The following is a 24,995-nucleotide window of genomic DNA, read 5'->3' on the forward strand; positions in this document are numbered from 1 at the left end:
TACGGCACGCTGTCGGGCGCCGTCGGCATGTCCGGCTACGCGTTCATCGGTCCCCTCAACGGCACCCCCTTCGCCCATATGCCGCTGGCGGCCATGGGCTTCGGGCTGTATCTGGCCGGCACGGTGGTGCAGCTGTCGGCCGGCACCCCGGCCGTACCCGGGCCGCCGCCGCTACGAAGAACGCCTCCTGATCTTCGAGCCCAGCCACACCAGGGGGTCGTACTTGCGGTCGACCGCCCGTTCCTTCAGCGGGATCAGGGCGTTGTCCGTGATCCTGATGCCCTCGGGGCAGACCTCCGTGCAGCACTTGGTGATGTTGCAGTAGCCGAGGCCGTGCTCGTCCTGGGCCGTGCGCTTGCGGTCCAGGCCCCGCTCGGCCGCCGCGTCCAGCGGGTGCATGTCCAGTTCCGCGACCCGCATGAGGTAGCGCGGGCCCGCGAACGCCTGCTTGTTCTCCTCGTGGTCGCGCACCACATGACAGGTGTTCTGGCACAGGAAGCACTCGATGCACTTGCGGAACTCCTGCGAGCGGTCCACGTCCTCCTGCATCATGCGGTACTCGCCCGGGCCGAGCCCCGCGGGCGGGACGAACGCCGGGACCTCGCGCGCCTTGACGTAGTTGAATCCGACGTCCGTCACCAGGTCGCGGATCACCGGGAAGGTGCGCAGGGGGGTGACGGTGATCGTCTCCTCCCGGTCGAACACCGACATCCGCGTCATGCACATCAGCCGCGGCCGCCCGTTGATCTCCGCAGAGCACGAACCGCACTTGCCGGCCTTGCAGTTCCAGCGCACCGCGAGATCCGGCGCCTGCGTGGCCTGCAGACGGTGGATGATGTCCAGCACCACCTCGCCGTCGTTGACCTCGACCTTGAAGTCCTCGAGGCCGCCACCGCTCACATCGCCCCGCCACACCTTGAAGCGGGCTTCGTAGCTGCTCATTCGTACAGCTCCTCTTCGGCGAGGTACTTCACCAGCTCCTCCTTCTCGAAGAGGGCGAGCAGGTCGGGGCGGACGGGTTCGGTGGTCTCCCGGGTGAGTGCGATCTGGCCCCGGACCGGGTCCGTCGCCGCCAGGCCTCCCGTAGGGTCGGTGAGCCGGCACAGCAGGTTGACCCGCCGCCACGCGCGGTCCATCGACGGGAAGTCCTCGCGGGTGTGGCCGCCGCGCGACTCCGTGCGCTCCAGCGCGGCCCGCGCCACGCACTCGCTGACCAGCAGCATGTTCCGCAGGTCCAGCGCCAGGTGCCAGCCCGGGTTGTACTGCCGGTGCCCCTCGACGCCCGCCCGGCGCGCCCGCACCCGCAGCTCCGCCAGCTTCTTCAGCGCCTGCTGCATCTCCGACTCGCGGCGGATGATGCCGACCAGGTCGTTCATCGTCTGCTGGAGCTCCTGGTGCAGGGCATAGGGGTTCTCCGGCGGGTGGCCCTCCTCGCCGATGTCCTCGCCGGGTGCCGGACCCTCCGCCGAGAACGGGCGCAACGCCTCGGCCGCCGCCGTGTCCACCTGGACCTCGTCCACGCGGGGCCGCTCGGCCAGCCCCATGGCGTACTGCGCCGCGTGCAGACCGGCCCGGCGCCCGAACACCAGCAGGTCGGAGAGCGAGTTGCCGCCCAGCCGGTTGGAGCCGTGCATACCGCCGGCCACCTCACCCGCCGCGTACAGGCCCGTGACCCCGCGGGCCGCCGCCGTGTCGGAGTCGACCGCGACGCCGCCCATCACGTAGTGGCAGGTCGGCCCGACCTCCATCGCCTCAGCGGTGATGTCGACGTCCGCCAGCTCCTTGAACTGGTGGTACATCGACGGCAGCCGGCGCCGGACGACCTCGGCCGGCATGCGCGTCGACACATCCAGGAAGACACCCCCGTGCGGGGAACCCCGGCCCGCCTTCACCTCGGCGTTGATGGCGCGCGCCACCTCGTCGCGCGGCAGCAGCTCGGGCGGGCGGCGGTTGTGCTCCGGGTCGTCGTACCAGCGGTCGGCCTCCGCCTCCGTCTCCGCGTACTTCTCCTTGAAGACGTCGGGGATGTAGTCGAACATGAACCGCTTGCCGTCGGAGTTCATCAGCACCCCGCCGTCGCCGCGCACGGACTCGGTGACGAGGATGCCCTTCACCGACGGCGGCCACACCATGCCCGTCGGGTGGAACTGCACGAACTCCATGTTCAGCAGCGGCGCCCCGGCCAGCAGCGCCAGCGCGTGCCCGTCGCCGGTGTACTCCCATGAGTTCGACGTCACCTTGAAGGACTTGCCGATGCCGCCCGTCGCGATCACGACCGCCGGGGCTTCGAGGACGAAGAAGCGGCCCGACTCACGCTCGTAGGCGAAGACACCCGACACCCGCTCCCCGTCCTTGAGGACCCGGGTGACCGTGCACTCCTGGAACACCTTCAGCCGGGACTCGTAGTCGCCGGTCTCCTCCTTGTCCTCCTGCTGGAGCGCGACCACCTTCTGCTGGAGCGTGCGGATCAGCTCGAGCCCCGTGCGGTCGCCGACGTGCGCCAGGCGCGGGTACTCGTGGCCGCCGAAGTTGCGCTGGGAGATCTTCCCGTCCTGCGTACGGTCGAAGAGGGCACCCCAGGTCTCCAGCTCCCAGACCCGGTCGGGTGCCTCGCGCGCGTGCAGCTCGGCCATCCGCCACTGGTTGAGGAACTTCCCGCCGCGCATGGTGTCGCGGAAGTGCACCTGCCAGTTGTCGTGCGGGTTGGCGTTGCCCATCGCAGCCGCGATGCCGCCCTCCGCCATCACCGTGTGCGCCTTGCCGAACAGTGACTTGCAGATCACGGCCGTGCGGGCGCCGCGCTCGCGGGCCTCGATGGCGGCGCGCAGCCCGGCGCCGCCGGCCCCGACCACGACCACGTCCCACCCCTGCCGGTCGACCACGGACATCACAAGGCCTCACTGTCGTCAGAAGAAGCGCGGGTCGGCGAAGGCGCCGGACGCCACCAGGTACACGTAGAAGTCGGCGAGGGCCACGCTGACCAGGGACGCCCACGCCAGCAGCATGTGCCGGGCGTTGAGCCGGCTGATGAACACCCACGCCTTGTAGCGCACCGGGTGCTGCGAGAAGTGCTTGAGCTTTCCGCCGACGATGTGCCGGCAGGAGTGGCAGGAGAGCGTGTACGCCCAGATCAGCGCGATGTTCACCAGGAAGACCAGGGTGCCGAGTCCCATGTGGCCCCAGCGGTAGTGCTGGTCGCGGAAGGCGAGCACGGTGTCGTAGGTGAGGACTCCCGCCACCAGGAGCGCCGCGTAGAAGAAGTACCGGTGGACGTTCTGCAGGACCAGCGGGAAGCGGGTCTCGCCGGTGTACTTCTTGTGCGGCTCCGCCACCGCGCAGGCCGGGGGCGAGGCCCAGAAGCCGCGGTAGTAGGCCTTGCGGTAGTAGTAGCAGGTCAGACGGAAGCCCAGCGGGAAGATCAGGATGATGATCGCCGGGGAGATCGCCCACCAGCTGCCGAAGAGGTCCGCGTTGGGCCCCATGTGCATGGTCCGGCACCGCTCCGCCAGGCACGGCGAGTAGAACGGCGAGACGTACGGCGCGGCGTAGTAGTGCGCGTCGGCGAAGGCGCGCCAGGTCGAGTACACGACGAAGGCCAGCAGCCCGGCGGCGGTGCCGGCCGGGGCCAGCCACCAGCGGTCGGTGCGCAGGTGGCGCCCGGGGATCGCGGCGCGCCTGCCGGCCCGCTCGCCGCCGGGCGCGGCGGCGTGGGTGTCGGGGGATTCGGTGCCAGTGGCCAACTTGGGACGCACCTTCTTCATCAGGGGGCGTGCCGGTCGCGGGCGCCGAGACCCTCGTCGTCCGAGTCCGTCCACAGGGTGGTGTCGTACGGGGTGTCGGGGATGGCGACGAGATCGGGTCGTCGCAAGGCGCCTGCCGCACTGGCCGCCTCGCGCAGCAGCGCCACGCTCTCGCGCAGGTGGTCGGTGTCGGTGCGGACACGGCGGATGTCGAGCCCGCCGCTGCCCATCTGCCGCTCCAGCCGCCCCACCGACCGGCACAGGTCGTCGAGGCAGCGCTGGACCGATGTCAGTTCCTCTTGCACGGACATGACGTGACCTCGCTTCCACGGGTCCATCGGACCGGGCCGGCAACGCTCATGCGCCTGCGAGTGTTGCGCGTCACACCGACCGTAGGGAAGGGACATGCAGCGATTGGCCGACGCACGGGGGTGTGTGCGGGTGCGTTTTCGAATCTCCCGCCACTCAGGAGCGAACGCGGCGGGGGTCCGGACAGGCGGCCGGCTGCGCCGGACGGGTGAGCCTGCCCCGTCGCGTCGTCGTGTCGCCGCATCCGGCCGGCTCCTTTCCTCTTCAGTGGGCGCATACATCTGATCAGCTCCAAATACCCCCAATACTCCCAAACCGGATCATAACGCCCTAACCCCGCTCATCAGCGGAGCGGCCCCCGGAGGTAGACGTGATGTCCCACGACGGCGTCGGACCACGCGCGGTACTGCGCGCCATCGCGTTCCTCACCGCGGGGGCCCTCGCGGCCTCGGCGCTCGCCGCCTGCAGCGCGGACGACGAGCAGAAGAGCAAGCCGGTCGCCGCACAGGACGTCGCTCCCGCCGCCCGTGCCCTCGTCGCCGACGGAGGCACCCTGCGCTGGGCCGTCGACGCCGTGCCCGAGACCTTGAACACCTTCCAGGCGGACGCCGACGCCGCGACCGCCCGGGTCGCGGGCGCCGTCCTGCCCTCGCTGTTCCGGCTGGACGCGCAGGGCCGCCCGCAGCGCGATCCGGACTTCCTGGAGTCCGCCGAGGTGGTGTCGACCGAGCCCAAGCAGGTCGTCGTCTACCGCCTCAACCAGCAGGCCGTCTGGAGTGACGGCCGGGAGATCGGCGCCGACGACTTCGCCGCCCAGTGGCGCGCCCTCGCCGGCAAGGACAACGCCTACTGGACCGCCCGCAACGCCGGTTACGACCGCGTCGAGAAGGTGGAGCGCGGCGCGAACAACCTCGAGGTCAAGGTCACCTTCGCCAAGCCGTACGCCGACTGGCGGTCGCTGTTCTCGCCGCTGTACCCGAAGGACGTCACGGGCACCCCGGACAGCTTCAACGACGCGGCCCGACACGGCCTGAAGGTCACCGCCGGGCCCTTCTCCCTCGCCAAGGTGGACCGCAAGGGCGGCGAGGTCACCCTCGCCCGCAATCCGCGCTGGTGGGGACGGCCCGCCAAGCTCTCCCAGATCGTGCTCGTGGCCGTGCCGCTCGACCAGCGGGCCACCGCGCTCGCCGACGGCAAGGTCGACATGGCGGAGGTGAACCCGCAGGACGCCGAGCGGATCACCCTGGCCGCCCGTGACAAGGGAAGCAAGCCCCTTCAGGGGCCCTCCGCGACCCCCAGCGACGCCACGGGCGCGCCCGGCAGCGAGCAGCAGCAGGCCCTGCGCGGGTTCGTGATCCGCAAGTCCCTCGAACCCGCCTACACCCAGCTCGCCCTCAACGGCTCCCGGGGCCCCCTCACCGACGAGCGGGTGCGCCGGGCGATCGCCCGCGCCCTGGACCGCACCGAGCTGGCCGGGCTGGTCCTCAAGCCGCTCGGGCTGCCCGCCGTGCCGGTCGGCAGCCACCTCGCGCTCGCCGGGCAGGACGCCTACCAGGACAACAGCGGCTCCCTCGGCAAACAGGACACGGCCCAGTCCCAGGCGCTGCTGGCCGAGGCGGGCTGGGTGCCCGGCGGCCCGGTCAAGGAAGAGCCGAAAAAGAACAAGAGCGCGGCCGGGCCCCAGGGCCACACGGCGGAGCACGGGGACGGCACGGGCAACGACGGCGCCTACATCGTCGGCCAGGACAACAAGCCGCCCGCCCAGCACGACCCCCGCGACCACGCGAACAAGCCCGCCGACGAACAGGCGGGCAGACACCTCGACGGCGAGCTCCAGCAGGAGCACGGCCGGCGTCAGGGCGGGGCGCCGGGGGCGTACGCGCCCAAGGGCACGGCCGCTCCGGGCGGCGCCTCCGGGGTCCTCACCAAGGACGGAAAGGCGCTGCAACTGCGGTTCGTGCTGCCCTCCGGACCGGGCTCGAAGACCCTGCGGACCGTCGGCGACCGCATCACCCGCATGCTTCAGAAGATCGGCATCCGCACGGAGATCACCGGCGTCCCCGACGACAGCTACTTCAAGGACCACGTCGCGTCCGGGGACTACGACCTGGCGCTGTACTCCTGGCCCGCCACCGCGTTCCCCGCGACCGACGCCCGGCCGATCTTCGCCAAGCCGGTACCGGCGGCGGACGGCTCACTGAGCGTCGAACAGAACTACACGCGGGTCGGCACCGACCAGGTGGACCAGCTCTTCGACCAGGCGATCGCCACGCTGGACGAGGACGAGGAACGGGACCTGGTACGCAAGGCCGACGCCCGCATCTGGGCCACGGCGGCCTCGATCCCGCTCTACCAGCGCCCCCAGCTGACAGCCACCCGCACCAATCTGGCCAACGCCGGCTCGTGGGGCTTCGAGACCCCGGTCTACGAGGACATGGGCTACCTGAAGAAGGGCGCAAAACCGTCCCCGCGGGCTTCCTAGCTGCGGGCGGTCGTGCCGCTGGGCGATGGGGGTCCCCCTGCTCGAGCGAAGCCGAGAGCTTGGGGGAGGGTGGGCGCAGCGGGCACCCCGTAGCGCCGGGTTGCGCACCCCACCCCGCCCAGCCTCGGTACCGGGCGCCGCAAACCACCCTGAGCTGCACCAACGTAACCCGGCCCCCCCAAGCGGCAGAGCCCCCGTACCATGGGGTGAGGCCGTGGCACGTTCAGCCCGGCAGGGCGCGCGTACCGAGGACGTACGCGCAGCCGTCCTCACCACTCCGGGAGTACGCCGCAATATGGCTGTGACTGCAACGCGTCACGACATCCGCAACGTCGCCATCGTCGCCCACGTCGACCACGGCAAGACGACCATCGTCGACGGCATGCTGAAGCAGGCCGGCGCCTTCGCCGCCCACCAGCTCGAGCAGGTCGACGACCGGGTCATGGACTCGAACGACCTGGAGCGTGAGAAGGGCATCACGATCCTCGCCAAGAACACGGCGGTGAAGTACCACCCCAAGGACGGCGGGGACCCCATCACCATCAACATCATCGACACCCCCGGCCACGCCGACTTCGGCGGCGAGGTCGAGCGCGGTCTGTCGATGGTGGACGGTGTCGTCCTGCTGGTCGACGCCTCCGAGGGCCCGCTGCCGCAGACCCGTTTCGTGCTGCGCAAGGCGCTCCAGGCCCGGCTGCCCGTCATCCTGTGCATCAACAAGACGGACCGCCCCGACGCCCGTATCGACGAGGTCGTCAACGAGACCTACGACCTCTTCCTCGACCTGGACGCCGACGAGGAGCAGATCGAGTTCCCGATCGTCTACGCGTGCGGCCGTGACGGCATCGCCTCGCTGACCAAGCCGGAGAACGGCACGGTCCCGGCCGACTCCACCAGCCTGGAGCCGTTCTTCTCCACGATCCTGGAGCACATCCCGGCGCCGACCTACGACGAGGACGCCCCGCTCCAGGCCCACGTCACCAACCTGGACGCCGACAACTTCCTCGGCCGTATCGCGCTGCTCCGCGTCGAGCAGGGCGAGCTGCGCAAGGGCCAGACGGTCGCCTGGATCAAGCGCGACGGGACCATCAGCAACGTCCGCATCAGCGAGCTGATGATGACCGAGGCCCTCACCCGCAAGCCCGCCGAGAAGGCCGGCCCGGGTGACATCTGCGCCGTCGCCGGTATCCCCGAGATCATGATCGGCGAGACCCTGGCGGACCCCGAGAACCCCGTCGCGCTGCCGCTGATCACGGTCGACGAACCCGCGATCTCCATGGTCATCGGTACGAACACCTCGCCGCTGGTCGGCAAGGGCGGCACCGGCAAGGGCGCCAACGCCAAGGCCACGGTCAAGGACCGCAAGGTCACCGCCCGCCAGGTCAAGGACCGTCTCGACCGCGAGCTGGTCGGTAACGTCAGCCTTCGGGTCCTGGACACCGACCGTCCGGACGCCTGGGAGGTCCAGGGCCGCGGTGAGCTGGCGCTGGCCATCCTCGTCGAGACCATGCGCCGTGAGGGCTACGAGCTGACGGTCGGCAAGCCGCAGGTCGTCACCAAGGAGATCGACGGCAAGGTCCACGAGCCGTTCGAGCGCATGACCATCGACGTGCCCGAGGAGCACATGGGCGCGGTCACGCAGCTGATGGGCGTCCGCAAGGGCCGTATGGACAACATGTCCAACCACGGCTCGGGCTGGGTCCGCATGGAGTTCGTGGTCCCTTCCCGCGGTCTGATCGGCTTCCGTACCGAGTTCCTGACCAGCACCCGTGGCACGGGTATCGGCCACTCCATCCACGAGGGCTTCGAGCCCTGGGCCGGGCCGCTCCAGACCCGTAACAACGGCTCGCTGGTGGCCGACCGCTCCGGCAGCGTCACCGCGTTCGCGATGACGAACCTCCAGGAGCGCGGCACGCTGTTCGTGGAGCCGGGCACCGAGGTGTACGAGGGCATGATCGTCGGCGAGAACTCCCGCTCCGACGACATGGACGTCAACATCACCAAGGAGAAGAAGCTCACCAACATCCGGTCCGCCACGGCCGACATCGCCGAGTCGATCGTGCCGCCGCGCAAGCTGTCGCTCGAGCAGTCCCTGGAGTTCTGCCGCGACGACGAATGCGTCGAGGTGACGCCGGAGGCGGTCCGCATCCGCAAGGTCGTCCTGGACCAGCGCGAGCGGGCCCGCGCCGCGAGCCGCGCCAAGCACAGCTGATTTTCGGCCACCGACGACAGGGTCGGGCGCTCCGCTGGACGGGGTGCTCGGCCCTGCCGTGCACAACGGCGGGATAGGGAAAACCCTTCACTTCCTTCAGGGAGCCGCGCGGCCCGACCTGTGCGCACTACCCTGCTGCCGAGGTGCATTCCGGCCATGCCAGGCGGATCGCCGGCGAACGGGGTTTGCATGGGCGGCCGTTCACCCGAACGGGACGGCGCGTGCACGGTGCGCATCGGTGTGCGCGTACGCAAGTGGCGCCCCCGCACACCTTCAACGTAACCGCAACCGGATTTTTTCCCTCGGGTGTCCGGAATGCGGACACCCGACTCCGGTAGATGTGTAACAAGTCCGTTTCGCAGGGATCTTTCGGCAAACCGTTTGTCCGGATTTTGGAAGATGTACGGGCCAGGTGTGATGGAACCGAGACCTTATGGGTGTGGTTCGACCCTGGTCGATGGCAGATAGTTAGGCGCGTAGAGCTCGGATCAAAGGGTCACGCCGCTGGCGGCGCCGACTCACGAGCGCGGGGGCACCTGACCATTTCAGGCACCGGTGACGGTGATGCGTCTTGTGCCCCTCCATGCGGTGAACCAATGGACTCATGAGGAGGAGCCCCATGCGTGGTGCCAAGAGCGCCAAGTGGGTTGCGATAGCCGCGGTTGTGGCGCTGGGTGCTACGGCCTGTGGTGGTGGCGGGGACAGCGGCTCGGGCGGCGGCAAGAGCAACGGCATCGTGTCGATGGAGATCGGTGAGCCGCAGAACAGCCTGGTCCCCACCAACACGTACGAGACCGAGGGCGGCCAGGTCATCAACGCTCTCTTCACGGGTCTGACCAAGCTTGACGCCAACAACAAGGTCGTCAACGCCATGGCGGAGTCGATCGAGACCAAGGACAACAAGGTCTGGACGATCAAGCTGAAGTCGGGCTACACCTTCCACAACGGCGAGAAGGTCACCGCCCAGTCCTTCGTCGACGCCTGGAACTACGGCGCCAACCAGACGAACGCCCAGCAGACCAACCCGCTGTTCAGCCACATCCAGGGCTACAGCGACCTGAACCCGGGCGAGGGCAAGAAGCCCAAGACGGACAAGATGTCGGGTCTGAAGGCCGTCGACGACAGCACCCTCCAGGTCACCCTGAACGGTCCGTTCTCGGCGTTCCCGTCGCAGCTGTCGTTCACCGCGTTCGTCCCGCTGCCCAAGGCGTTCTTCAAGGACCCGAAGGGCTTCGGCGAGGCCCCGATCGGCAACGGCCCCTTCATGATGAAGGGCAAGGTCAAGCACAACCAGGAAATCGACACCGTCAAGTACGACAAGTACCCGGACGCCTCGAAGATCGAGGTCAAGGGTGTCGACTTCAAGATCTACTCGAACCTGGACACGGCCTACAAGGACCTGGTCGCGGGCAACCTCGACATCGACATCAACGTCCCGACCTCGGGTCTGCCGACCTACAAGAAGGACCTGCCGGGCCGCACGATCGACGAGGCCGACTCGGCCGTCGGCTACATCGGCTTCCCGATCAAGTACAACAAGGCGTTCCAGAACGCGGACCTGCGCAAGTCCATCTCCATGGCGATCGACCGGAAGACGATCGCCGAGAAGGTCTTCGTCGGTGCCCGTACGCCCGCGGACGACTACATCAGCCCCATCATCGACGGCTACCGCAAGGGCGCCTGCGGTGAGGCCTGCACCTACAACCCGAGCAAGGCCAAGGAGCTCTACAAGCAGGCCGGCGGGCTGCCCGGCAACGCGCTGGAGATCGGCTACAACGCGGACGGCGGCCACAAGGAGTGGGTCGAGGCGGTCGCCAACCAGCTCCAGCAGAACCTGGGCATCAAGGTGACGGCCAAGCCGTTCGAGCAGTTCCAGGCCATCCTCAACGACCTGGACGCCAAGAAGTACCAGGGCGCGTTCCGTATGGCCTGGAGCATGGACTACCCGGACATGGAGGACTACCTCCGTCCGGTCTTCTCGAAGGACGCCATCGCCAACGGCTCGAACTACTCCGGTTACGTCAACGAGGAGTTCGAGAAGCTCCTCGTCAAGGGCGACCAGGCCCCGACGCACGAGGAGGCCGTGAAGATCTACCAGCAGGCCGACGACGTCCTGCTGAAGGACCTGCCGTACATCCCGGTGTACTTCTACACGCTGAACGCCGGCTTCAGCGAGAACATCAAGTCGATGAAGGTCGCCGGCCACCAGGTCCTGTGGGACACGGTCAAGCTCGGCTGAGCCGTATCTGAGCAGGTCCGACCGCGGTCAAAGGGTGAGCAGGGGGAGAGGCTCCAAGCCTTCCCCTGCTCACCCCTTCTGCCGTCTTCCGTCCGACAGTGCCGCCGCCCCGGCCACGGGCGGATCGAGCACCCCCCTCTGGAGCACCCATGGGCCGATACGTCGTGCGCCGCCTCCTGCAGGTGATCCCTGTGGTGATAGGCGTCACGTTCATCATCTTCTGCCTGGTCTTCGCGCTGCCCGGCGACCCGATCCAGGCACTGGCCGGCGACAAGCGCGCCGACCCGAACATCGCGGCGATCCTCCGCGCGCATTACCACCTCAACGAGCCGCTGTACCAGCAGTACTGGCACTACATCAGTGGCGTCTTCACCGGTGACCTCGGTGAGACCTACAACGGCCGTGCCATCTCGGACATCGTCGCCGAGCGGTTCCCGGTCACGCTCAAGCTGGGCCTGACAGCCTTCGCCATCGAAGCCGTCATCGGCATCCTGGCGGGCATCATGTCGGCGCTGAAGAAGGGCAAGTTCCTCGACAACGTGGTGCTGGTCGCCACCCTCCTGCTGATCTCCATCCCGGTCTTCGTGCTGGGTAGCGTCCTTCAGCTGGAGCTCGGCGTGAACCTCAAGGCCACGCCGGTCGCCGGTATCGACAAGGGCTGGCCGCAGAGCTACATCCTCCCGGCCATCGTGCTCGCCTCGACCTCGATGGCGTACATCGCGCGACTGGTACGGACGAGCCTGACGGAGTCGATCCGGGCCGACTACGTCCGCACCGCGATCGCCAAGGGCCTGCCGCGGCGCCGGGTCATCGGCCTGCACGCGATGCGCAACTCCCTGATCCCGGTCGTCACCTTCCTGGGCTTCGACCTCGGCGCCCTGATGGGCGGCGCCATCATCACCGAGCGGGTGTTCAACATGCCCGGTATCGGTGGCCAGCTGGCCCAGTCCGTCTATCTGCGCGAGCGGCCGATCGTCGTCGGCCTGGTGACCCTGCTGGTGCTGATCTACCTGGCCGCCAACCTCCTCGTAGACCTGATGTACGCCGTGCTCGACCCGAGGATCCGCTATGAGTGAGAAGACGATAGAAAGGCCCACCACCGACGAGGCCTCCCTCGCCAAGGAGATCGAGGCCGAGGAGAAGGCGGCGGCCCGTCAGGCCAGCCTGCTCAAGGACGGCTGGGCGGACCTGCGCAAGCGGCCCATGTTCCTCGGGACCGCCTTCATCATCGTCTGCCTGCTCGCGCTGGCGATCGTGCCCAGCCTGTTCACGGCACGCTCCCCGTTCTCCGACGGCTTCTGCCAGCTGCAGAACTCCATGAACGGGCCGTCGTCCGGGCACTGGTTCGGCTTCGACGTGCAGGGCTGCGACATCTACACGCGGACCGTGTACGGCACCCGCAACTCGATCGTCGTCGGTGTGGTGACCACCGTCGCCACCACCCTGATCGGCGGCCTGGTGGGCATGCTGGCCGGTCTGGTCGGCGGCTGGGTCGACGCGGTGCTGTCCCGTATCACCGAGGTCTTCTCGGCCCTGCCGCTCATCGTCGGCGGTCTGCTGATCATGTCGATCTGGGGCGGCGGCGACGTGTGGACGGTGTCGTTCATCATGGCGATCCTCGGCTGGCCGCAGGTCTTCCGGATCATGCGCGGCGAGGTCATCTCGAACAAGTACAACGACTACGTGATGGCCGCCCGTGCGCTCGGCGCGGGCTCGGGCCGGATCGCGTTCCGGCACATCCTGCCGAACACGCTCGCCCCCGTCATCGTCATCACCACCATGAACCTCGGTGTCTACATCGCCGCCGAGGCCGCCCTGTCCTACCTGGGCATCGGCATCCAGTACCCCAACATCTCGTGGGGTCTGATGATCAGTGACGCCCAGGACCGGTTCCTGACCTCGCCGCACGCGCTGCTGTTCCCGGCCGGCGCCCTGAGCATCACCGTGCTGGCGTTCATCATGCTCGGCGACGTCGTCCGCGACGCCTTCGATCCGAAGATGCGCTGAGGGAGGCGTACGTGACCACCATCCAACCGACGGACGCCGTCCCGGCTCCGCGACCCGGCGACGCCGAGAAGACCGGCCCGCTGCTCGAAGTGCGTGACCTGCACGTCGAGTTCCAGACCCGCGAGGGTGTGGTCCGGGCTGTCAACGGCGTCAACTACTCGGTGAACTCCGGGGAGACGCTCGCCGTGCTCGGCGAGTCCGGCTCCGGCAAGTCCGTGACCGCGCAGGCGATCATGGGCATCCTCGACATGCCGCCGGCCCGCATCCCGCAGGGAGAGATCCGCTTCTACGGCGAGGACATGCTGAAGATGTCCGCCGAGGAGCGGCGCAAGCTGCGCGGCGCGCGGATCGCGATGATCTTCCAGGACGCGCTCTCCGCGCTCAACCCCGTGCTCAGCGTGGGTTTCCAGCTCGGTGAGATGTTCCGCGTCCACCGGGGGCTGTCCCGCAAGGAGGCCAAGGCCAAGGCGATCGAGCTGATGGACCGGGTGAAGATCCCGGCGGCCGCGGCACGCGTGAACGACTACCCGCACCAGTTCTCGGGCGGTATGCGCCAGCGCATCATGATCGCCATGGCGCTCGCCCTGGAGCCGGACCTGATCATCGCCGACGAGCCGACCACGGCCCTCGACGTGACCGTCCAGGCCCAGGTGATGGACCTGCTCGCGGAGCTGCAGCGCGAGTACCACATGGGTCTGATCCTCATCACCCACGACCTGGGTGTCGTGGCGGACGTCGCCGACAAGATCGCGGTGATGTACGCGGGCCGCATCGTGGAGACGGCACCGGTGCACGAGCTGTACAAGCGCCCGGCCCACCCCTACACCCGGGGCCTGCTCGACTCGATCCCGCGCCTGGACCAGAAGGGCCAGGACCTCTACGCGATCAAGGGCCTGCCGCCCAACCTGCTGAAGGTGCCCGGCGGTTGCGCCTTCAACCCGCGGTGCGAGAAGGCGCAGGACATCTGCCGCACGGAGCGTCCGCCACTGGTCCCGGTGACCGAGCCGGACGGAACGGAACTGCCCGGCCGCGCCAGCGCGTGCCACTTCTGGAAGGAGACGATCCATGGCTGAGCCGACCAAGACCGGCGAGCCGCAGGACGCGACACCGAACGTCTCCGCCGTGGACGTCGCCGACGTGCACTCCGAGGAGGAGGCGGTCGCCGCCCTCGACGCACCGGTCCACCGGGGCGAGCCGATCCTGCAGGTGCGCAACCTGGTCAAGCACTTCCCGCTGACGCAGGGCATCGTCATCAAGCGCCAGATCGGCGCGGTCAAGGCCGTCGACGGCGTCTCCTTCGACCTCTACCAGGGCGAGACCCTGGGCATCGTCGGCGAGTCCGGATGCGGCAAGTCGACGGTCGCCAAGCTCGTGATGAACCTGGAGCGGGCGACCGCCGGTGAGATCTTCTACAAGGGCCAGGACATCACCAAGCTGTCCGGCAAGGCCCTCAAGGCGGTCCGCCGCAACATCCAGATGATCTTCCAGGACCCGTACACGTCGCTCAACCCGCGTATGACGGTGGGTGACATCATCGGCGAGCCCTTCGACATCCACCCCGAGGTGGCCCCCAAGGGCGACCGGCGCCGCAGGGTGCAGGAGCTCCTCGACGTCGTGGGTCTCAACCCGGAGTACATCAACCGCTACCCGCACCAGTTCTCGGGCGGTCAGCGCCAGCGCATCGGCATCGCCCGCGGCCTGGCCCTGAACCCCGAGGTCATCATCTGCGACGAGCCGGTCTCCGCCCTGGACGTGTCGGTCCAGGCGCAGGTCATCAACCTGATGGAGCGACTGCAGGACGAGTTCAACCTCTCCTACATCTTCATCGCGCACGACCTGTCGATCGTCCGGCACATCTCGGACCGCGTGGGCGTGATGTACCTCGGCAAGATCGCCGAGATCGGCACGGACGAGCAGATCTACGACCACCCGACGCACCCCTACACCCAGGCGCTGCTGTCGGCGGTCCCCGTGCCGGACCCGGAGGCCCGTGAGCACCGCGAGCGGATCATCCTCACCGGCGACGTGCCCTCCCCGGCCAACCCGCCCTCGGGCTGCAGCTTCCGCACCCGCTGCTGGAAGGCCACGGACAGGTGCGCCGAGGAGGTGCCGCTGCTGGCGGTCCCCGAGCGCTTCAAGGACGCGGACTCGCCCGCGGCCCACGAGTCGGCGTGCCACTTCGCCGAGGAGAAGGACGTCGTGCACGCGGCCTGACGTCTCCCTGGCATCCGGTCGGTTCCCGGTACCTCGCAAGGTGCCGGGAACCGGCGTTTCCGGAGGTGAGGGCCGCCTGAGGCATCAAGGGGCGACCACGGCCCGAGCCCAGTGGCACGCCACCTGCCCGCCGTCACCCCCGCCCAGCACCTCCAGGTCCCGGGTCCGGCAGGCGTCCGCGACGCCCGCCCGTTCCGCCTCCCCGCCGGCCAGGATCTGGCAGCGGGGGTGGAAGCGGCAGCCCTTCGGGATGCGGGAGGGGTCCGGGGGTTCGCCGGACAGGACGACGGGTGTGCCCGGGGCTTCCGGGAGGACCGAGAGCAGCGCCTGGGTGTAGGGGTGCCGTGGGGCGGTCAGCACCTGTTCGACGTCGCCCGTCTCCACGATCCGGCCCAGGTACATCACCGCCACCCGGTCCGCGATGTTCCACGCAAGGCCCAGATCGTGCGTCACGACCAGCGCGGACAGGCCCGGTTCGGTGCGCAGGCGCAGCAGCAGGGCCAGGATCTCGCCGCGCACCGAGGCGTCGAGGGAGGCCACCGGCTCGTCGGCGACGATCAGTTCCGGGTCCAGGACGAGCGCGCCCGCGATCACCACGCGCTGGCGCTGGCCTCCCGACAGCTCGTGCGGATAGCGCAGGAAGAAGCGCTCCGGTGGGCGGAGCCCCGCCCGGGAGAGGGCGCCCGCCACCGCCGCCTGCTCGTCTCCGCCGTACCCGTGGATCCGCAGCCCCTCCGCGACCGCCTCGTACACCGTGTGCCGCGGGTTGAGCGATCCGCTCGGGTCCTGGAGAACCAGCTGGACGCGTCTGCGGTACGCCTTCAGGGCCCGGGCGGAGTAGTCGAGCGGCCGTCCGGCGAAGCGGACGCTTCCCGCCGTCGGCGGTACGAGGCCGAGCAGTGCCCGGGCCAGGGTGGTCTTGCCGCAGCCCGACTCGCCGACCAGCGCCACGATCTCCCCGGGGCGGATGTCGAGGTCCACGCCGTCCACCGCCCTGGACGGCACGCCGCCGTGGCGCCCGGGGAAGGTCACGCGCAGTCCCTCCGCGCTCAGCAGCGGTGATGCCGTCGGCGATGTCGCCGCCGGTGTCGTCAGTGAGGTCGTCATGGGGTGCTCCTCGCATCCTCCGCCGCCGTCGTCGGACCGGAGGCGGGGCGTGGCGACACATGCACGCAGGCCGCCCGGCGGCCCGGACCTGCCTCCCGCAACTCCTGGTCCCGGGTTGCGCAGTCGTCCAGGGCCACCGGGCAGCGCGGGTGGAAGGCGCAGCCGGACGGCAGGGCGGACGGGTCGGGCGGATCGCCCGCCAGGCCGCGTGGGGCGTAGCGGGAGGCCGGGTCGCCGATGCGGGGGAACGCCGCGGACAGTGCGCCGGCGTACGGATGCCGGGCGTCGTCGTAGAGCCGCCGGGCCGGGCCCTCCTCGACCACCCGGCCCGCGTACATCACCGCCAGCCGGTCGCAGGTCTCGGCGAGGACGGCGAGATCGTGGCTGATCATGACCAGGCCGAGGTCCTGTTCGGCGACGAGCCGGCCGATCAGCCGCAGGATCTGCGCCTGGATCATCACGTCCAGGGCCGTCGTCGGCTCGTCGGCGATGACCAGCCGTGGGTCGCAGGCCAGCGCCATGGCGATCATCACGCGCTGGCGCTGGCCGCCGGACAGTTCGTGGGGGAACGCCGTCGCCCGTGCGGCCGGGAGGCCCACGTGCTCCAGCAGTTCGCCGGTCCTGCGCTTCGCCTCGGCCGCGGTCGCCCTGCGGTGCAGCAGCATCGGCTCGGCGATCTGGTCGCCGATCCGGTGCACCGGGTTGAGGGAGTGCATCGCTCCCTGGAAGACGATCGAGGCCCCCGCCCAGCGGACCGCCCTGACCTGCCCCCACCGCATCGTCAGCACGTCCTCGCCGTCCAGCAGGACCTGCCCGCCGACCCGGGTACCGGGCGGCAGCAGCCGCAGCAGGGCCAGAGCCAGGGTGGACTTCCCGCAGCCGGACTCGCCGGCGATGCCGAGCCTGTGCCCCGCCTCCAGCGCCAGGTCGACGCCCCGCACGGCGGCGGCCCCGCCGGCGTACGTCACCTCCAGGTCCCTCACCTCCAGCAGCGTCAACGCTCCACCCCCAGCCGAGGATTGAGGACGGACTCCACCGCCCGGCCGCACAGCGTGAAGGCCAGGGCGACGACGGCGATCGCGATGCCCGGCGGCACCAGGTACCACCAGTCGCCGGAGCTGACCGCGCCCGCCTCGCGGGCGTCCTGGAGCAGACCGCCCCACGACACGACCGTCGGGTCGCCCATGCCGAGGAAGGCCAGCGTCGCCTCGGCGAGGATGGACGAGGAGATCATCAGGGTCGTCTGGGCTAGCACCAACGGCATGACGTTGGGCAGCACGTGCCGCAGCATGATGTGCGCGTGGCCGCCGCCGAGCGCCCGCGCCCGCTCGATGTAGGGCCGGGACTCCACCGCCAGCGTCTGGGCCCGCACCAGCCGGGCCGTGGTCGGCCAGGACGTCACACCGATCGCCAGGATCACCGTGCCGAGCGAGCGGGACATCACGGTGGCGAGCGCGATGGCGAGGACCAGCGTCGGCATCACCAGGAACCAGTCCGTGATCCGCATCAGCACGGTGGCGTACGCGCCCCGGAAGTGACCGGCGGTGATCCCGACCAGCGCGCCGATCGCCACGGACAGCACCGCCGCGAGCAGCCCGACCAGCAGCGAGATCCGCGATCCCCACACCACCAGGCCCAGCAGGTTCCGCCCGAACCGGTCCGTGCCGAGCGGGAACTCACCGCTCGGATGCTGCAGCGGCCGGCCCGGTGCGCCGGTCACACTGGACACGTCGGAACCGACGGTCGACGGCGCGGTGAGCGCGACCGCGGCGAACAGGACGAGGACGGCCAGGCCCACGAGCCCGGCGCGGTGCGTGCGGTAGTGCGCCCAGAAACGGGCGGCGGAGCGGCGGCGGCGCTGCCATGCGAGCGTGCGCGGGCTCGCCTTCGCCACCGCGGGAGCCGTGTCGGTACGGGTCGGCCCGCCCGGAGGAGTCGTGTCGGTCGTCATCGGCCCACCCGGGGGTCGAGCAGCGGATAGATGAGGTCGGCCAGCGTGTTCATCAGGATCACCGCCGAGGCGAAGACGAAGAACAGCCCCTGGACGAGGGGAAGGTCGGGCACGCTCAGCGCCTGGTAGAAGAGCCCGCCGAGGCCGGGCCAGGAGAACACGGTCTCGACGAGGATGACGCCCGCGACCGTCCGGCCGAGATTGACGAAGACCAGCGTCACGGTCGGCAGCAGCGCGTTCGGCACCGCGTGCCGGCGCCGGACCAGGTCGTCCCTCAGTCCCTTGGCCCGCGCGGTGGTCAGATAGTCGCTGCCCATCTCGTCGAGCAGCGCCGAGCGGGTGACCAGCAGCGTCTGCCCGTACTCGACCGCGACCAGCGTGATCACCGGCAGGACGAGATGGTGGGCGACGTCGACGGCGTACGCGACGCCCTCCTTGCCGCCCGACTCCATGCCGCCGGTCGGGAACACACCCGGGACGGGGCCCATGCCCACCGCGAACACGATGATGAGCAGCAGACCCAGCCAGAAGGAGGGGATCGAGTACAGGGTCAGCGCCACACCGGTGTTGAGCCGGTCGCCGAGTCGGCCGTGGCGCCATGCCGAGCGGGTGCCGAGGACGATACCGAGGACCGTGTAGAGGACGAACGCGGTGCCGGTGAGCAGCAGCGTGTTGGGCAGCGCCTCGGTGATCTTGTCGACGACCGGTGCCCGGAACTGGTACGACGTGCCGAGGTCACCCGTGAGCGCCTTGCGGCAGTAGTCCGTGAACTGCTGCCACAGCGGCAGGTCGAGACCGAACTCCCTGCGATAGGCGGCCAGTTGTGCGGCCGACACCGGACGGCCGCCCGTCATGAACTTCACCGGGTCGCCGGGGATCAGCCGGAAGAGGAAGAAACTGGTCACGAGCACGGCGAGCAGGGAGACGGCGGCGCCGCCCGCCTTGCCCGCCGCGTACCGCAGGTACGGGGTGCCGGCGTGTGTCCGTGGTTCGCGCGCCGGTTCCACTACTCACGGTCCTCAGCGGTGGCGCGGCGCCGCAGGCCGAGGACCACCCCGGCGCCGACGAGGACCACGACGCCCGCGACGATGCCGACGACGACCCCGGTGGACGAGGAACCGCCTGCGGAGTCACCGGAGTTCGCCGGTACGGCCGACCACCAGCTCCAGTAGCCGTCCTGGCCGTAGATGTTGCCCGCCTTCCGAGGCATGGTGGTGATCGACGCGATCTGGTCCGTCCGGTAGGCCTCGACCGCGTTCGGGTACGCCATGACGTTCATGTACCCGAGGTCGTACAGCCGCGACTCGGCCTGCTTGACGAGGTCGGCGCGCTTGACGGGGTCGTACTCCGCGAGCTGGCGGGCATAGAGGTCGTCGTACGTCCTGTCGCAGATGAAGTTGTCCGTGGCTCCCGTGTCCTTGGGGGTCGCCGGGAGCGCCGCGCAGGTGTGGATGGACAGCACGAAGTCGGGGTCGGGGTTGACGGACCAGCCGTCGAAGGCGAGGTCGTACGTGCCGGCGAGCCAGGGGTCGGTCACGTTGTCGAGGCAGTCGAGCGTCAGGCCGATGCCGAGTTTGCCCCACCACTCCTTCAGGTACTGGCCGACGGCCTTGTCGTTCGGGTCGGTGGCGTGGCACAGCATGCGGTAGGTGAGGGGCTTGCCGTTCTTGCCCACGCGTTTGCCGTCGGCCCTCTTCCGGTAGCCCGCCCGGTCGAGGAGCTGGGCGGCCTTCTCCGGGTCGTAGACCAGTTCCTGGGCCGCCGACGGCTTCCAGAAGTACGTGGAGAAGCGGGGCGGTATGTACCCCTGGCCCTCGACGGCGTGGCCCTGGAAGACCTTGTCGACGAGTGTCCTGCGGTCGACGGCCATGAACAGGGCGTGCCGCACCCGCTCGTCCAGGAGGGAAGGGTCGCCGTCGCCGAACTTCTGCCCGTTCCTCGCCCGGGCGCCGGGGTTGGTGGCGATGGCGTAGAAGCGGCGGCCCGGGGCGTCGTTGACCTTGACGTCCTTCTCACCCTGCAGCGAGGCCGCCTGGGCGGGTGTCAGGGAGGGCGAGCCCGCGACGAAGGACACCTCTCCCTTGCGCAGGGCCGCCACCGCCGCGTCCTGGTCCTTGTAGTACCGGAACACCAGCTCGTCGAACTTCGGGGCGCCCCGCCAGAAGTTCGTGTTGGCCTTGAGCCGCACATAGCTGTCGGGTTTGTAGCCGGTCAGGACGAACGGCCCGTCACCGACCACGGGGAAGCTCTTGTCGTTGTTGAAGGTCCCGAAGTCCCCGACCTTCTCCCAGACGTGCTTGGGCACGATCGGCACGTCGAGCGCGGTCATCGTGGCCTGGGGCTTCTTGAGCTCTATGACGAGCGTGGTGGGGTCCGGAGCCGTGACCTTCCGGAAGTTCGCGACGAAGCTGCCGTTCGCGGTGGCCGCCTTGTCGTCGGTCATCATCTTGGTGAACGTCCACGCCGCGTCCTCGGCGGTGACCTTCCGGCCGTCCGACCACGTGGCGTCGGAGCGGATCGTGTACGTCCAGGTGAGCTTGTCGGCGGACGGCTTCCACCGGGTGGCGAGGCCCGGGACCGGGTGGGCGTCCCCCGGGTCGTAGTCGGTCAGGTACTCGTACATCAGCCGGTTGATGCTGGTACTGACCAGGCGGGTCGCGAGGAACGGGCTCAGCGAGTCCACGCTCTGGGCGACCGCAACGGTGAGGACCGCGTCGCTCTCCTTCGCCTCGGCCTGCTGGGGTAAGGCGAGAGCGGCGCAGACCGTGAGGGCGGCGGCGAGCCGCGCTGAACGGTGGCGTGGACGGTCCGGGCGCGAGCGCCCTCTGCCGTGCTGGTCTTGCGTGCTCATCGATGCTGACCTCACGTCATCACTGCACGGGGACGGCGGTTCGGGGAACGGCTTGATCGGGCTGACTCGGCTGACGCCGGACGGGCGATGAGTGTGTCTATCAGCGGCGATCCATACCCGTCAACGGTGCGTCAAACACCCTGTGGCCTGCGGAAACGAGGTAACCGGCGGCGGATGGGCAGCCATTGGTCCACACCTGTGAAGCATCGCTGGTGGCGGCCTGACGCTGGGGGTGCCGCCAGTCGGGTGGCGTTGCGTGTGATGCGGGGTCTTCGGGTCGATAGTGGCGATAACGGACAGTGTCCCGGCGCCGAGGGCAGGGGCACACCCTCGAGGAGGCACCCCATGCGTGGAGCCAGGCACGCCCTGTGGGCGGCGGTGGCCGCCCTCATGGTGGCCGCCTGTGGCGGGGGCGCGGACGGCGGCGGCACCGCGCCCGGGGTGTTCAGCTCGTCCTGGGGCGATCCGCAGAACCCGCTGGAGCCGGCCAACACCAACGAGGTCCAGGGCGGCAAGGTGCTCGACATGGTCTTCCGGGGGCTCAAGCGGTACAACCCGAGGACCGGCGCGGCCGAGGACATGCTCGCCGAGAGCATCCGGACGTCCGACTCGCGCCACTTCACCGTCACCGTCAAGGACGGCTGGACCTTCAGCAACGGGGAGCCGGTCACCGCCCGGTCCTTCGTCGACGCCTGGAACTACGGCGCGAGCCTGAGGAACAACCAGAGGAACGCGTACTTCTTCGGGTACATCGAGGGCTACGACAAGGTGCACCCGGCCTCCGGCCCCCAGACGGCCGACACCCTCTCCGGGCTGAAGGTGACCGGCCGGCGCACCTTCACCGTCCGCTTGGGCCAGAAGTTCTCCACGTTCCCGGACACCCTCGGCTACGTGGCCTTCGCCCCGCTGCCCCGGGCGTTCTTCGACCACCACGCGGACTGGCTGAAGAAGCCCGTCGGCAACGGACCGTACCTGGTCCACTCCTACACCCGGGGCTTCATGATGTCCCTGCGGAAGTGGGGCGCCTACCCCGGCCCGGACAAGGCCCGCAACAACGGCGTGGACCTGAAGGTCTACACCGACAGCAACACCGCCTACACCGACCTGCTGGCCGGCAACCTGGACCTCAGCGACGACGTGCCCGCCTCGCAGCTCAGGAACGTGAAGTCCGATCTCGGCGGCCGGTACATCACCGAGCCGGCCGGCATCATCCAGACCCTCGCCTTCCCCTACTACGACCCGCGGTGGAAGAGACCGGGTACGGAGAAGGTCCGCACGGGCCTGTCCATGGCGATCAACCGGGACCAGATCACCGACACGATCTTCCACCACACCCGCACCCCCGCGAGCGACTGGACCTCGCCCGTCCTCGGCGCCGACGGCGGTTTCAAGGAAGGTCTGTGCGGCGACGCCTGCCGCTACGACCCGGGCCGCGCCAAGAAGCTCGTCCAGGAGGGCGGCGGGCTGCCCGGCGGGCAGCTCAGGATCACCTACAACGCGGACTCCGGATCGCACCGGGAGTGGGTGGACGCCGTGTGCAACTCCATCAACAACGCCCTGGGCAACGACCGTGCCTGCGTGGGCAACCCGGTCGGCACCTTCGCCGACTTCCGCAACCGGATCACGCAGCACAAGATGTCCGGGCCCTTCCGCGCCGGATGGCAGATGGACTACCCGCTCATCCAGAACTTCCTCCAGCCGCTCTACTACACGGGCGCCTCCTCCAACGACGGCACATGGTCGAACAAGGACTTCGACAAGCTCGTCGACCGGGCGAACGCCGAGAGCGACAAGGCGGCCGCGGTCGGGCTGTTCCAGCAGGCCGAGGGGGTCGTGCGGGACAACATGGCAGCCATCCCGCTCTGGTACCAGAACGGCAGTGCCGGCTACTCCCAGCGCCTCGCGAACGTGGCGCTCAACCCGTTCAGCGTCCCCGTCTACGACCAGATCGAGGTCCGCTGAGCCGCACGCCCGCCCGCCACCCCCGGAGGCCCCATGGGACGGTATGTCGTCCGGCGCCTGCTGCAGATGATCCCGGTCTTCTTCGGCGCCACCCTGCTGATCTTCCTGATGGTGAACGTGATGGGCGACCCCGTCGCCGGCCTGTGCGGCGAACGGCAGTGCGACCCTGCCACCGCGGCGCAGCTGCGCCGGGAGTTCGGCCTCGACAAGCCCCTCTGGCAGCAATACGCGACCTACATGGGCAACGTCTTCACCGGCGACTTCGGCACCGCCTTCAACGGGCAGAAGGTCACCGAGCTGATGGCGACCGCCTTCCCGCCCACCATCCGGCTCACGATCATCGCGATCGTCTTCGAGGTCGTCCTCGGGATCGCGCTGGGCGTGGTCACCGGGCTGCGCCGCGGGCGGCCCGTCGACACCACGGTCCTGCTGCTCACTCTCGTCGTGATCTCCGTGCCGACCTTCGTCACCGGTCTGCTGCTCCAACTCCTGCTCGGCGTGAAGTGGGGCTGGACCAGACCCTCGGTCTCCCCGGCGGCCACCCTCGGGGAGCTGATCGTGCCCGGCCTCGTCCTCGCTTCCGTCTCCCTCGCCTATGTCACCCGGCTCACCCGGACCTCCCTGGCCGAGAACAGACGCTCCGACTACGTACGCACCGCAGTCGCCAAGGGACTGCCGCGCCGGCGTGTGATCACCCGGCATCTGCTGCGGAACTCGCTCATCCCCGTCGTCACCTTCATCGGCACCGACATCGGCGCCCTGATGGGAGGCGCGATCGTCACCGAGCGGATCTTCAACATCCACGGCGTCGGCTACCAGCTCTACCAGGGGATCCTGCGGCAGAACACCCAGACGGTCGTCGGGTTCGTGACCGTACTCGTGCTGGTCTTCCTGGTCGCCAACCTGCTCGTCGACCTTCTGTACGCCGTACTCGACCCGAGGATCCGCTATGCCTGAGCAGCCACGGTACGAGCAGAAGGGGGCCATCGCCGGGACGGGCATGGGCGGTGCCATGGACCTCGCCGCCAGCGAGGCGACCACCCTGCACAGGGGGCCGGAAGGCCCGGCTGGCCGGCCGCGCAGCCTGTGGTCCGACGCCTGGCGGGACCTGCGCCGCAACCCGGTCTTCCTCGTCCCCGCGCTGGTGATCCTCTTCCTCGTCCTGATCTCCCTCTGGCCGTCCCTGATCACCTCCGGCAACCCCCTCGTCTGCGAGCTGTCCAAGGCGCAGGAGGGCTCCCAGCCCGGACATCCGTTCGGGTTCGACGGTCAGGGCTGCGACGTGTACACCCGGACCGTCTACGGTGCCCGTACCTCCGTCACGGTGGGCGTCTGCGCCACGCTCGGCGTCGCCGTCCTCGGCTCGGTCCTCGGCGGGCTCGCCGGGTACTTCGGCGGCGGATGGGACGCGATCCTGTCCCGGGCCACCGACATCTTCTTCGCCATCCCGGTGGTCCTCGGCGGGCTCGTCCTGCTCTCCGTGGTGACCGGCAACACGGTCTGGCCGGTCGTCGGGTTCATCGTGCTGCTCGGCTGGCCGCAGATCTCCCGGATCGCCCGCGGCGCGGTCATCACCGCCAAACAGCACGACTACGTCCAGGCCGCCCGCGCCCTCGGGGCCTCGGACACCCGCATCCTGCTGCGCCACATCGCACCCAACGCGGTCGCCCCGGTGATCGTCGTCGCGACCATCGCGCTCGGCACCTACATCGCCCTGGAGGCCACCCTGTCGTACCTCGGCGTCGGGCTGAAGCCGCCGAGCGTGTCCTGGGGGATCGACATCTCCGCCGCCTCCCCGTACATCCGCAACGCCCCGCACGCGCTGCTGTGGCCCTCCGGCGCTCTGGCGATCACCGTGCTGGCGTTCATCATGCTCGGCGACGCGGTGCGCGACGCCCTCGACCCGAAGCTGAGGTGACGG

General features: G+C 69.4%; 19 protein-coding genes. 10 read left to right on the forward strand and 9 right to left on the reverse strand.

Annotated features, from left to right (window positions below; genetic code table 11):
* Window positions 1-171 precede the first annotated feature (171 nt).
* The 4 genes from C3488_RS06870 to C3488_RS06885 are packed head-to-tail and all read right to left on the reverse strand — an operon-like array spanning window position 172 to window position 4,051.
* Window positions 172-942: a succinate dehydrogenase/fumarate reductase iron-sulfur subunit gene (locus tag C3488_RS06870; RefSeq protein WP_103838414.1), complete on the reverse strand. Its 771-nt coding sequence runs from the start codon at window positions 940-942 to the stop codon at window positions 172-174.
* Complete coding sequence (locus C3488_RS06875) at window positions 939-2,888, reverse strand: fumarate reductase/succinate dehydrogenase flavoprotein subunit (protein WP_103838415.1); 1,950 nt, start codon at window positions 2,886-2,888, stop codon at window positions 939-941. The genes C3488_RS06870 and C3488_RS06875 overlap by 4 nt, the downstream gene beginning before the upstream one ends.
* A gap of 18 nt (window positions 2,889-2,906) precedes the next feature.
* Window positions 2,907-3,740, reverse strand: coding sequence for a hypothetical protein (locus tag C3488_RS06880; RefSeq protein WP_103838448.1), 834 nt, complete (start codon window positions 3,738-3,740; stop codon window positions 2,907-2,909).
* A gap of 20 nt (window positions 3,741-3,760) precedes the next feature.
* The gene (locus C3488_RS06885; protein WP_103838449.1) at window positions 3,761-4,051 is read right to left on the reverse strand and encodes a hypothetical protein; all 291 of its coding nucleotides are present in this window, start codon (window positions 4,049-4,051) and stop codon (window positions 3,761-3,763) included.
* A 371-nt stretch (window positions 4,052-4,422) separates the two neighbouring features.
* Here C3488_RS06885 and C3488_RS06890 point away from each other — a divergent pair, with 371 nt between their 5' ends.
* From C3488_RS06890 to C3488_RS06920, 7 genes are all read left to right on the forward strand, one after another.
* Window positions 4,423-6,531, forward strand: coding sequence for an ABC transporter family substrate-binding protein (locus tag C3488_RS06890; protein ID WP_103838416.1), 2,109 nt, complete (start codon window positions 4,423-4,425; stop codon window positions 6,529-6,531).
* 295 nt (window positions 6,532-6,826) lie between these two features.
* Window positions 6,827-8,743: a translational GTPase TypA gene (gene typA, locus C3488_RS06895; RefSeq protein ID WP_103838417.1), complete on the forward strand. Its 1,917-nt coding sequence runs from the start codon at window positions 6,827-6,829 to the stop codon at window positions 8,741-8,743.
* Window positions 8,744-9,362: 619 nt separating this feature from the next.
* Window positions 9,363-10,982, forward strand: a complete 1,620-nt coding sequence (locus C3488_RS06900; RefSeq protein WP_103838418.1) for an ABC transporter substrate-binding protein — start codon at window positions 9,363-9,365, stop codon at window positions 10,980-10,982.
* A 149-nt stretch (window positions 10,983-11,131) separates the two neighbouring features.
* Window positions 11,132-12,058 (forward strand): ABC transporter permease, encoded by a 927-nt coding sequence (locus tag C3488_RS06905; protein ID WP_103838419.1) that lies wholly within the window; start codon window positions 11,132-11,134, stop codon window positions 12,056-12,058.
* Window positions 12,051-12,989 carry an ABC transporter permease gene (locus C3488_RS06910; RefSeq protein WP_103838420.1) on the forward strand — a complete coding sequence of 313 codons (939 nt, stop codon included), beginning with the start codon at window positions 12,051-12,053 and terminating at the stop codon, window positions 12,987-12,989. The genes C3488_RS06905 and C3488_RS06910 overlap by 8 nt, the downstream gene beginning before the upstream one ends.
* A gap of 11 nt (window positions 12,990-13,000) precedes the next feature.
* Complete coding sequence (locus C3488_RS06915; RefSeq protein WP_103838421.1) at window positions 13,001-14,062, forward strand: ABC transporter ATP-binding protein; 1,062 nt, start codon at window positions 13,001-13,003, stop codon at window positions 14,060-14,062.
* Complete coding sequence (locus tag C3488_RS06920) at window positions 14,055-15,203, forward strand: ABC transporter ATP-binding protein (RefSeq protein ID WP_103838422.1); 1,149 nt, start codon at window positions 14,055-14,057, stop codon at window positions 15,201-15,203. The genes C3488_RS06915 and C3488_RS06920 overlap by 8 nt, the downstream gene beginning before the upstream one ends.
* Before the next feature lie 84 nt (window positions 15,204-15,287).
* Here C3488_RS06920 and C3488_RS06925 read toward each other — a convergent pair whose 3' ends face one another.
* From C3488_RS06925 to C3488_RS06945, 5 genes are read right to left on the reverse strand one after another with little or no spacing between them, the layout of a single operon-like run.
* Entirely contained in the window at window positions 15,288-16,310 is a 1,023-nt protein-coding gene (locus tag C3488_RS06925; RefSeq protein WP_103838423.1) for an ABC transporter ATP-binding protein, read from the reverse strand.
* Window positions 16,307-17,308 carry an ABC transporter ATP-binding protein gene (locus tag C3488_RS06930; protein ID WP_103838424.1) on the reverse strand — a complete coding sequence of 334 codons (1,002 nt, stop codon included), beginning with the start codon at window positions 17,306-17,308 and terminating at the stop codon, window positions 16,307-16,309. Before C3488_RS06930 ends, C3488_RS06925 begins: the two co-directional genes overlap by 4 nt.
* Window positions 17,305-18,261: an ABC transporter permease gene (locus C3488_RS06935; RefSeq protein ID WP_103838425.1), complete on the reverse strand. Its 957-nt coding sequence runs from the start codon at window positions 18,259-18,261 to the stop codon at window positions 17,305-17,307. Before C3488_RS06935 ends, C3488_RS06930 begins: the two co-directional genes overlap by 4 nt.
* A complete protein-coding gene (locus C3488_RS06940; RefSeq protein WP_103838426.1) occupies window positions 18,258-19,268 on the reverse strand; it encodes an ABC transporter permease in 1,011 nt (336 codons plus the stop codon). Before C3488_RS06940 ends, C3488_RS06935 begins: the two co-directional genes overlap by 4 nt.
* Window positions 19,268-21,112, reverse strand: coding sequence for an ABC transporter substrate-binding protein (locus C3488_RS06945; protein WP_103838427.1), 1,845 nt, complete (start codon window positions 21,110-21,112; stop codon window positions 19,268-19,270). The genes C3488_RS06940 and C3488_RS06945 overlap by 1 nt, the downstream gene beginning before the upstream one ends.
* Window positions 21,113-21,457: 345 nt before the next feature.
* On the opposite strand from C3488_RS06945, the gene C3488_RS06950 reads away from it, so the two are divergent.
* The 3 genes from C3488_RS06950 to C3488_RS06960 are packed head-to-tail and all read left to right on the forward strand — an operon-like array spanning window position 21,458 to window position 24,992.
* Window positions 21,458-23,074, forward strand: a complete 1,617-nt coding sequence (locus tag C3488_RS06950) for an ABC transporter substrate-binding protein (RefSeq protein ID WP_103838428.1) — start codon at window positions 21,458-21,460, stop codon at window positions 23,072-23,074.
* A gap of 33 nt (window positions 23,075-23,107) precedes the next feature.
* Window positions 23,108-24,031, forward strand: coding sequence for an ABC transporter permease (locus C3488_RS06955; protein WP_103838429.1), 924 nt, complete (start codon window positions 23,108-23,110; stop codon window positions 24,029-24,031).
* Window positions 24,024-24,992 carry an ABC transporter permease gene (locus tag C3488_RS06960; protein ID WP_103838430.1) on the forward strand — a complete coding sequence of 323 codons (969 nt, stop codon included), beginning with the start codon at window positions 24,024-24,026 and terminating at the stop codon, window positions 24,990-24,992. The genes C3488_RS06955 and C3488_RS06960 overlap by 8 nt, the downstream gene beginning before the upstream one ends.
* Window positions 24,993-24,995: the final 3 nt, after the last annotated feature.

Source organism: Streptomyces sp. Ru72 (assembly GCF_002920635.1).
Taxonomy (GTDB): domain Bacteria; phylum Actinomycetota; class Actinomycetes; order Streptomycetales; family Streptomycetaceae; genus Streptomyces.

Coding starts and splice junctions, on each gene's coding strand:
- C3488_RS06870 (WP_103838414.1), bottom strand. CDS start 942: ATGAGCAGCTACGAAGCCCGCTTCAAGGTGTGGCGGGGCGATGTGAGC.
- C3488_RS06875 (WP_103838415.1), bottom strand. CDS start 2,888: ATGTCCGTGGTCGACCGGCAGGGGTGGGACGTGGTCGTGGTCGGGGCC.
- C3488_RS06885 (WP_103838449.1), bottom strand. CDS start 4,051: ATGTCCGTGCAAGAGGAACTGACATCGGTCCAGCGCTGCCTCGACGAC.
- C3488_RS06890 (WP_103838416.1), top strand. CDS start 4,423: ATGTCCCACGACGGCGTCGGACCACGCGCGGTACTGCGCGCCATCGCG.
- typA (WP_103838417.1), top strand. CDS start 6,827: ATGGCTGTGACTGCAACGCGTCACGACATCCGCAACGTCGCCATCGTC.
- C3488_RS06900 (WP_103838418.1), top strand. CDS start 9,363: ATGCGTGGTGCCAAGAGCGCCAAGTGGGTTGCGATAGCCGCGGTTGTG.
- C3488_RS06905 (WP_103838419.1), top strand. CDS start 11,132: ATGGGCCGATACGTCGTGCGCCGCCTCCTGCAGGTGATCCCTGTGGTG.
- C3488_RS06910 (WP_103838420.1), top strand. CDS start 12,051: ATGAGTGAGAAGACGATAGAAAGGCCCACCACCGACGAGGCCTCCCTC.
- C3488_RS06920 (WP_103838422.1), top strand. CDS start 14,055: ATGGCTGAGCCGACCAAGACCGGCGAGCCGCAGGACGCGACACCGAAC.
- C3488_RS06925 (WP_103838423.1), bottom strand. CDS start 16,310: ATGACGACCTCACTGACGACACCGGCGGCGACATCGCCGACGGCATCA.
- C3488_RS06935 (WP_103838425.1), bottom strand. CDS start 18,261: ATGACGACCGACACGACTCCTCCGGGCGGGCCGACCCGTACCGACACG.
- C3488_RS06945 (WP_103838427.1), bottom strand. CDS start 21,112: ATGAGCACGCAAGACCAGCACGGCAGAGGGCGCTCGCGCCCGGACCGT.
- C3488_RS06950 (WP_103838428.1), top strand. CDS start 21,458: ATGCGTGGAGCCAGGCACGCCCTGTGGGCGGCGGTGGCCGCCCTCATG.
- C3488_RS06955 (WP_103838429.1), top strand. CDS start 23,108: ATGGGACGGTATGTCGTCCGGCGCCTGCTGCAGATGATCCCGGTCTTC.
- C3488_RS06960 (WP_103838430.1), top strand. CDS start 24,024: ATGCCTGAGCAGCCACGGTACGAGCAGAAGGGGGCCATCGCCGGGACG.